This window comes from Anaerophaga thermohalophila str. Valhall (genome assembly GCF_000250735.1).
Lineage (GTDB): Bacteria > Bacteroidota > Bacteroidia > Bacteroidales > Marinilabiliaceae > Anaerophaga > Anaerophaga thermohalophila_A.
The window spans coordinates 1-8524 of the sequence record NZ_AHZV01000229.1; the positions used below are offsets into that span (position 1 = coordinate 1).

Genomic DNA, 8524 nt, shown 5'->3' on the forward strand with positions numbered 1-8524 from the left:
TCTAGTATAAGCGTAGTGCGGGATTTCGGAGCGATTCACTGTCCGCCTACCGAAAATTTTTTAGGAGCATAAATGTTCAATTTTAGCGGTTCAGCCCGCATTACGCTTATACAATGTTGGGGCATCGTGCTTTTCATTCTTTTTGTTTTTCTGTCCACAGTGTCAACCGATTAAGAAGTCCATTCTTGTTCCTCTGTCATTGTCTTTGTCCTTCTTTTCAGTCGCGCGTGGGGCATTTTTGAAAATTTCTTTTTCAGGGCTGGGCAGGCACACTCTTTGGCTGGCTTTGGTCTGCGGGTGGCTATGAGCGGCCAGCCAATGTGTGTGACTGCTACGCTGGCTATCATTGTGCTGTTTTTTCTTCAGTCATTTCTTTGCCTTTTTCATCTTGTTTGACTCCTTTCTTGAAATATCCATAATCGGGATGAACTAATAGTTGTCTATCTAAAAACACATTGAATTGCTCACAAGATGTCTCGGGTAATAAGCAGCATGTGTGACATGCAGCCAAGTTGAGATTATTCACTCCCTGCCCCTCCGAATGATAACAGACCGGGTCGGAAGAACAATCCTCCGCCCTGTTCAAAGCACTACGGATTAGCGCAGTTAGATTATCCAGATCATTGCTTTGGCTGACTAATCCGCCCAAACTTCCTTCAGTGCCTTCAATTGCCATAATCATAAAACCGTTCATATTTTCACCAACGTACAACCTTTCACGAATTGACGCAGCCGGATAGCCACAGATATATTCCAACTCCTTAATCAAAATATGAGCGAGTGTGTGTATCAGGATAAATTGCGGAGATATTTCGTTTGATTTATTCCGCAGGTATTTCCGTTCGGAGTTGAGTGCGTTCTGTTTTATAGTTTCAATTCGTTGCCTAACAATATTTGTTTTAGCCCATTCCTTTATCTGCTTAGAATCAAGAATGAAAAATAACCCTTCACCGTAGGATTCTACACCGGGAAGTATTGTTGTATTAATGCTGTTAACGGAAGTCGACTGTCTCTTAACAGCATATTCGGTCGTTTCTTCATCTTTGATCAACACAGAATCAATATCAAGTGGCTCCTGTCTTGTGAATGAAACTTGCACTGTAGTTTGTTTTAATCGGTCAAGACGAATGAGGGCTTCAAATCCATCAATTTTCCCATGCAAGTTGATTCTGGAAAATTTCAAGTAAGGTATTTCAAAATAAGGTTCTTCCTGAGTTGTCATGAAATCATATTCTTCCTTACGAAACTCATTTTCTGTTACGTTTTTAGCATCACCTGTTTTAAGGAATGCAAGAGTGTCTTTTTTAGGAATATCATAGTCGAGTTCCAAATCTTTTGCAATCTCTTCTTTTGACTTGCCTCTATCTATCCAACGGTCAATCAACAACCTAATCCTATTATCCAATGAGCTCTGCTTAACAGGAATGTAGATACTGGAAACGGTGTTGGAATAATAAACACTGTTGCTAGATTTTATCACTACTTTCATTTCTGCATTTTTCAGCCTTGGGTCTACATCTCCTGCATGACAGTTTTCTTGATTATCACCAGGACCTAACCAATACCGCTTTCCAAAACACTTTTTCTTGAAATTGAAAATCCCCTTCAGACTACGCCCACTTTGGCCCTTAGTGCAATTAGGGTTTTTACATAGGATTCTAATCCCAGACAATTCTGAATTTTCCTTACTTATTCTATATCTGAGGTCAGGAGCATCACAACAACCGTTAGAATTCGAATAATCAAGACGAATACCTCCAGTTGAAGGAGAATCTTGTTCATTTGAATCAGTAGATGACATTTCGTTGGAAGTGTCTTCCTCTGCATAGGTTGGCCAATGTTCCCAAGGCAGGTCATCTAAATGACCGTCTGGACAAGTCATTACGAAACGAACCTGTTCTAAAATATTCTCCCTGCATCCATCATTTGAACATTTCGGTGGGTAAAACTTCTCAATGGGTTTACCTGAACTTGTCCACCGTGTTTTCCAGTTTAGGTATTTATCAAACTTCTCACATTTTGAACAATAAAACCATTTTGGGAAATAACTTGCGGTAGGATATAACTCGTAACTGTCTCTATCTTCCTGCCTAAATTCAGGAACTCTTACAATATGCCTTAATTGCTCAAATCGGGTTTGCAATCGCTTCCAAAGACGATCATCCTTGATAAGGTATTTTTCTAAGTCAACATTTCTGTATCCCCATTTATCGAATGTTTCGATAAGAACGGAGTTGTCAATCGTTTCTAGAATTGAGCCAACTCCTCCATAACTCGAAACCATTTTATTCTTGCCGTGGTCTACGTATTTTCCCATAGTTAGTATTGGTTTACTTGCACCCTACATGTTGGTTCGACATTCCGCATCGATTGCATAGCAACCAGATCATTTTCATTCCTTTTGTTTTGCGGTGTACGAAGAAGGGTTTTTTCAATATTGTTTGTTTTGAATTTGAGACCGGAAGTTTCCTCTTTTCTTTTATCCCATCGAGACAGAACATCATAAATTTTTGTTGTTAATACTTTCCTTTGCTCATTGGAAAGAAAAATGTGATTTTCAATTGAGGCAAGGAATTCGTTCTTCAACGTGTCAATGTCCATTTCAGCTGCTTTGTTATTTTGATATTGCCCCATCTTCTGGCGATAATATGCAACCAGCATAGTAAATAACAGCAAGTCGAATGTGTTGTCTGTAAAGGGAGTTAAGCTTAGCGGTTCAACATGCTTATAGTATGTCTGATGAAAGGGAATGAAGTGTTCAAAAACTGACAAATCGCGAGAACTGTCAGGGTTTAAAAGAGTAAAAACAACGCCCTCGTTTTTCCGTGCAACACGACTTGAGGACTGAATGTATTCTGCTATGTTTCTTGGCATTCCATTGATTACCATAAGGCCCAATCTACCTATATCCAGTCCCACTGAAATCATATTAGTTGCCAACGCAAGATCTAATGCTCTGTTCTTGTCATCAGCATTTTTTCCAATTCCATTTGCAAGGGCATCAAGGTTTTCTTTTACTCTACTGCTCTGAATACGGCTGGTTAATTCCCTATGCCAGATATACCGTGATCTGCCTTGGAGCATCCTCTGATAAAACTGCTCCAATTCCGGTCTGAGTTCCGAGTTGATCTTGTTTGACATCTTTCCAACATCTTTCAAACTATTATAATAGCTTAGTATCGTCCAAAAGTTATCTCGCTCTTCGATGTTGGAAATTTCAGTTCGTGCGAATAACAATGCTGCCAGTAACCTGAGTTGCGTCATGGTCGATGTTTTACCGGTAGGCATAATACCAACATATCTACGCTTAGAATCTTCGGCTGTTTTCGAAAAGAAAGAATCACTGCTGTCTATCCCATAGGGTGGAAATATTGAGACTTTCCGGCCATATAAGGCTTCAACCTGTTTGTCTACATTTTTGACGGTGGCAGTTGAGGTAATGATTTTTGGTGTTTGGTTTTCATCCTTACAAAGTTCAAGAACGACATTTTCAAATAAACCCGTTATACTGCCCAATGGCCCGCTTAACAAGTGTAGCTCGTCCTGAATAATCAATTCTGGCGGCCTGTTGGCGTTATGGCAATTGAACAACTTTCGAGCATTCTCATTCCAGGCTAATTGGGCAAACTTGTCAACTGTGCCGAATAAGATGGTAGGAGGATTGTTGTATATATCATCATCAACCAATGCTACCGACATTCCTCCTTTGCCTTCGTAAAAATCGCATTCTGGATTATTACATCCGGCAAGGATTGATTGCTGCCTATTACCTTCCCGGAAGCTAAATTTCCGTGTTCCGTCATTTTCATTGAGTTTGGTAATTGTCTTTGTGTTACACCACTGACAGGTGCTTACCTGAAATTTATTAACCGGATTTCTTCCTTGATTCAGTAGGTTCTTGATTTTGGTTAGTTCATCCCTTGCCTTATCCGAACGGTTTGGAATCATCTTATCTCCTACCCAAAAACCAATTGAAATGCGCTTGTTGCCCAATAGATCTTCATGGGCTTTTCTAATCTTTTCGCAAGCAAATACAAGTTTTGAAGCTCTCTCAAATTGCTGGGAGGTAAGCAATCGCAATGTGTAACGCATGATGATGTTTACCCCATCATAGTTTTCGGGGTATTTCAACCGTCTGTAGAAAATGAGAAAAGCAGAGACCGCAAGATATGCTTCTGTTTTACCACCGCCCGTAGGAAACCATATTAGATCAACTAATTCCCTGTCATTAGATTCCGGATTGGTGAATGATGATATACTCAGGAGAAAAAAAGCTAACTGGAATGGCCGCCACTTAGGAATATTATCGTTTGGATAGGGTAAGCTTTTGTAATCCTGATATTCTGGCATCTCACCAAAATTCCATTCATAACGCTCGTATCCTTTATTAATATCAAAGTATTTTGCCGTATGGAACATTTGCATGTAGATAGCGGCATTGGCATACTTGAATGCCTCAAATGCCAAATCGTCCTCTTTTAAGGATTCAATCCCAGACCGGATTCTTGATAGGACGTTACTGCATTTTTCCAGATTTTCCTTACCAATAGGATGACCAGCGTTTCCCTCTTTTTTTTGAGTTATCCAATCTTCATATTTATCGGCAAATGATAGCAGTTTATTACAGATGACTTCTCTTGAGATTTCAGACAATGAGGAAAGTTCCTTTATAGGTAACAAATCCTCCATCCCTTTAATGTCGGTTGTTTGATTTTTCAAATCGTACTGCGGGAAATAGGATGTCTTAACCCATTTGGGACGATCGGAAAGTTCCCATTCTGCCGCAACGCTATGACCAATAGCGTAACTTTTAATACTCCGATACAAAAAGTTGAGCATCTTTTCCTCATCCGGCAAATATGTAATGTCTTTGTCTGGTTGGTAAGGAAGTATCTCGTCAGCTTCTGCTTTCAACTCAAACTGAAATAAACAGCTTTTATTTAATGCTTCTTTGGAAAGCACAAGGGTCGTATCATCAAACCATCCACCGTTTTTTGTTGGTTTTTGGGACTTATTTTCAACTACAATCTTAAAGTACTTGAATTTTTCAAAGGGGAAAACTCTTGTATGGATGCGTATGCCTTCTTTAAGGTTATCAGGTAAAGTACATTCAACGAATTCTGATAATTTCCGGTCATTGATTTCCTGTACTTCAAAATTCTCAATAGTGTAATTGTGTGGTGTTCGCTGGTATTTAATTTTTCGGCTCAAAAGTTTTTCTAATTGCCGTGTTAGGATATGGTAACGATATTTGTAATCTTCTGCTGAACGCAACGCATATAGACGTTCTCTTATAGGTTCATTATCGCTTTCGGGGTCTTTTATCAACGATAATTCCTGTGTTTCTTCATTAAAACCTATCCACTCACTAAATCCAAATCTATCTATGAGGTCAATTTCATGCCCATCATATTTTAATCTCAAGTCCTCATAATTTGCTTTGTCGTAGGTTCCAAAACTGATAGTAAGCGTTATGTGATTTACATTGTTAGGCAAACAGAATGTTAGACCGGAAAGGGACGGAAAATATTGATTGGCTTTAACTTTTGTAGTGTCTTCTTCATCATCTGAATTGCCTGTAATGGTTTTATCATTGCCTTCTTCCTGTTCTCTGTCTTCGGTTGAAGTTTGTTCATCATTGTCAATGCTAAGGTCTTTATCTTCTTCGGTAAAGTCGTTTTCTCCATTTTCATCGAATAAAACCGATTTCTTTCGAGGGAAAAGGATTCCTGAAAAGTACCTTGTCAATGGTTTTCCTTCAATGATTTCCCTTTGCAGGTCATCGTAAGCGAGAAAAATGTCAGAACCGGGACCAATAAGTTCCTTTTTTACTCGCTGTATTACTATTTCTCTTGCGGTTGAAAAGCTCATACTTGTTCTTTTATTATTCGTGTTGTAATGTTTTTAACTGTCCTCAATGGCATGGATGTATCAATAAAATTATCCAACATTTCAGCTGTAAAAGTGCCTTGCAAAATATCACCAAGTTCCTTTGTCTGTAAATATCTGCTAATTTCCTCTTTCAGGTTTCTTCCAAGCGCAATCATCACTCCGTTATAAATCCTTTTGTATTTGAGTAGTTCCTCCGTGTTTTTTTCGAGTTCTTTATTTTTAGTCAACGTGGTAATAGCCTCCAAATCTGACTTTCTCATAGGGAATCGCACTTTCTTGTCGAGATAATTTTGAAGGGTTGTTTGCTGAACGGATAGGCCGTGCTTTTTCAATCGCGTATAAAGTTCCTCTATTGTAATGCCATTGGATTGATAATATTCTTGTAGGGCTTTATGCCATGAATCACTATAGTATTCAATAAGATTAAAGGTTTCTTCATCTTCTTCCGCAGCTATGTCGAAAAGATTAACATTCAGCCTTTCGTTATAAACTCGTATTCTGTCACCTGGATTTACACGATTAATTCTCACCAACCTATTGCGTTCATTGAAAACATAGTCACTGGAATCAAGCTCATCCCAATAAAACTCCATATCTTCATATTCAATAATATACAGCATGGCCTCAGGCGTTTCTAGTTCCGGATTTTCTTTGATGGCCTCAAAATCATCTTCTTCTCGATATTGTTGTGCACTTTCAATAATTCCCTGAATGGTTGTCGATAGCGTTTTATCGGTAATGGTGTTGGAAATGGCGTGATATTTCAAGCCGGTAAATTCTTCTCTGAATGTTGATGTTAACTCCGTCTCAAGTTCTTTTTGGTATTTCCTCTGGCAACTTTCATAAATATCATTCTCTTGCGGGTAGAGAAGTAGATTTATCGTGAAATCATAATTGTAATATTTCAAAAAGTCATTATACCCATCAAGTGCAGTATCAATTATAAATAATTTTTCCGGGTCATTGAGTTTTAAAAATTTGCCTATCTGAGAATACCGTACAGTTTGCAAGTAGTTTCTGTTATTTGATTCGGTATTTTCTTGTATAAACTCAATGTTATCGTTGTTAGCGATCAGTAATGTTCGTAGGCGTTGCTTGTTATTCTGAGCAATAATCTCAAATAATTTTTCAGCTTTTCGGTTTTCATGGATTAGCAAATCAGCAATTCTAAGCAATATCGATTTTGGATTATTGTCTCCCAAACTTTCTGCTTCATTTCCATGCTGTTGTAGATTTCTTTCCAGTTCATTATTAAATTCAATTCGTTCCTTTAACTCCCGAATTGAGGCCGGGTCAATTGACTTAAAAAGTCGGCTCAAATACTTGGAGTATGAGTGGAGTGTTTCTATATAAAACGGATGCTCTTTTATGTACAAGAGAGCTTGCTCATATTCTTCGAGAAGAGCAGAAAAGTCATCATGTTCTATGATGTAAACGCTAATCATAGTGAGTTAATTAAATCAATTTCTTCTTTTAACCATCGCCAAGTACTAAACCCTTCCACCTCAAAATTTTGTGTTGTAATTGCACAAATTCCAAAATGATGCTCACTCTGGTCCATAATCATTGTTGGTAGTTGATTCGGTTTCGGATCCAGGAGCAAGATATTGTCAATTTTTTCCCCTTTGCAAAGTACGCACTGATATGCAGTACTATAGTCGGGTACAAAGTATAGTGCAGAATCAATATTGATTGTCGGCTGCTCCGTTCCTTTTTTAGTTATGTATGTACTGGGAATAAGGTCTTTGAGTTTACTTTCCAATATTTCGATGCTGGCAATTCCATTCCAAATGGACTTCTTGCAGACAACAATAGATTTTGACTTGAATTTACTTGGGATAAAATCTACTCCATAGAGCTGATTAAAAATGGTTCGAATGCCTTCCAATCTTTTCTTTCGTGTTCCGCCTGTGATCAAGACATATTTACTTTTCAACTTTTCATAAGTCGTACTTATTACGGCAGGAGAGTAGTTAGCTTTCTTCTTGCCTTTAATTATTTCCCTTAGACGATAATCGTTGTTATCAAAAATTTGAATCAATTCAAAGTCCCTTCTTTTATTGAATTGCATAGCCTTCAGGGTCATGCCTACCTCATATTCAGGATCAGTATCTGCCTCAAGAAACTGAAGTTCAGTAAGCCTAAGCAGCAAATTAGCAAACAGCAATTCTGTATTTTGATATGAGGAAGGTATTTGCAATAAAAGATTTGAATTTTTCTCTGTTAATGTCTTTTCAAGAAAAGTTGTATTGATTGAAATGAAGTTCGAATCTTCAATCTCAATCACATTTTTGGTTCTTCCAAATTTGTCAACCAACTTCTGATAATATGTCTCATTAATAAGTTGCATTACTTAATCGAGTGATGGCAAAATTGCACTCTTTTGCAAAGCTTGGGTTGCGGATTGGCTTGTGCGGCTTTGCAAATGTGTGCAATGCGCGCTGGCAGAAATTTTCAAAAATGCGAAGCGGGGGCTTTTTCTTTTTCTTCTCGGTCAGTCGTCCTTGTCCGGTTGTACTGTTGGTCAAGTCGAGTCAGTCCGTCCATAAAGTCGGTCTGTGTTACGGTATGTCTGTCGTTACTCGTCATTGTCAATGTGTCCGTTGTCTCTTTTTTTGCATGTGCCCCAACG

At 38.3% G+C, this 8524-nt stretch carries 4 protein-coding genes; all 4 read right to left on the bottom strand.

The annotated features are described in order from the left end of the window. Nucleotides 1-343: 343 nt before the first annotated feature. Genes drmB through OQ5_RS0112335 form a run of 4 tightly spaced genes read right to left on the bottom strand, consistent with a single transcriptional unit; the run spans nucleotide 344 to nucleotide 8209 of the window. Entirely contained in the window at nucleotides 344-2317 is a 1974-nt protein-coding gene (gene drmB, locus OQ5_RS0112320; protein ID WP_016777782.1) for a DUF1998 domain-containing protein, read from the bottom strand. A 2-nt stretch (nucleotides 2318-2319) separates the two neighbouring features. Next, nucleotides 2320-5871: a helicase-related protein gene (locus tag OQ5_RS0112325; protein WP_016777783.1), complete on the bottom strand. Its 3552-nt coding sequence runs from the start codon at nucleotides 5869-5871 to the stop codon at nucleotides 2320-2322. Further along, the gene (locus OQ5_RS0112330; RefSeq protein ID WP_016777784.1) at nucleotides 5868-7337 is read right to left on the bottom strand and encodes a hypothetical protein; all 1470 of its coding nucleotides are present in this window, start codon (nucleotides 7335-7337) and stop codon (nucleotides 5868-5870) included. Before OQ5_RS0112330 ends, OQ5_RS0112325 begins: the two co-directional genes overlap by 4 nt. Beyond that, entirely contained in the window at nucleotides 7334-8209 is an 876-nt protein-coding gene (locus tag OQ5_RS0112335; protein ID WP_176694084.1) for a hypothetical protein, read from the bottom strand. Before OQ5_RS0112335 ends, OQ5_RS0112330 begins: the two co-directional genes overlap by 4 nt. Nucleotides 8210-8524 lie beyond the last annotated feature (315 nt).

Bases quoted from the DNA above. Each gene is read 5' to 3' on its own strand.
- drmB (WP_016777782.1), bottom strand. From the start codon at position 2,317: ATGGGAAAATACGTAGACCACGGCAAGAATAAAATGGTTTCGAGTTAT.
- OQ5_RS0112325 (WP_016777783.1), bottom strand. From the start codon at position 5,871: ATGAGCTTTTCAACCGCAAGAGAAATAGTAATACAGCGAGTAAAAAAG.
- OQ5_RS0112330 (WP_016777784.1), bottom strand. From the start codon at position 7,337: ATGATTAGCGTTTACATCATAGAACATGATGACTTTTCTGCTCTTCTC.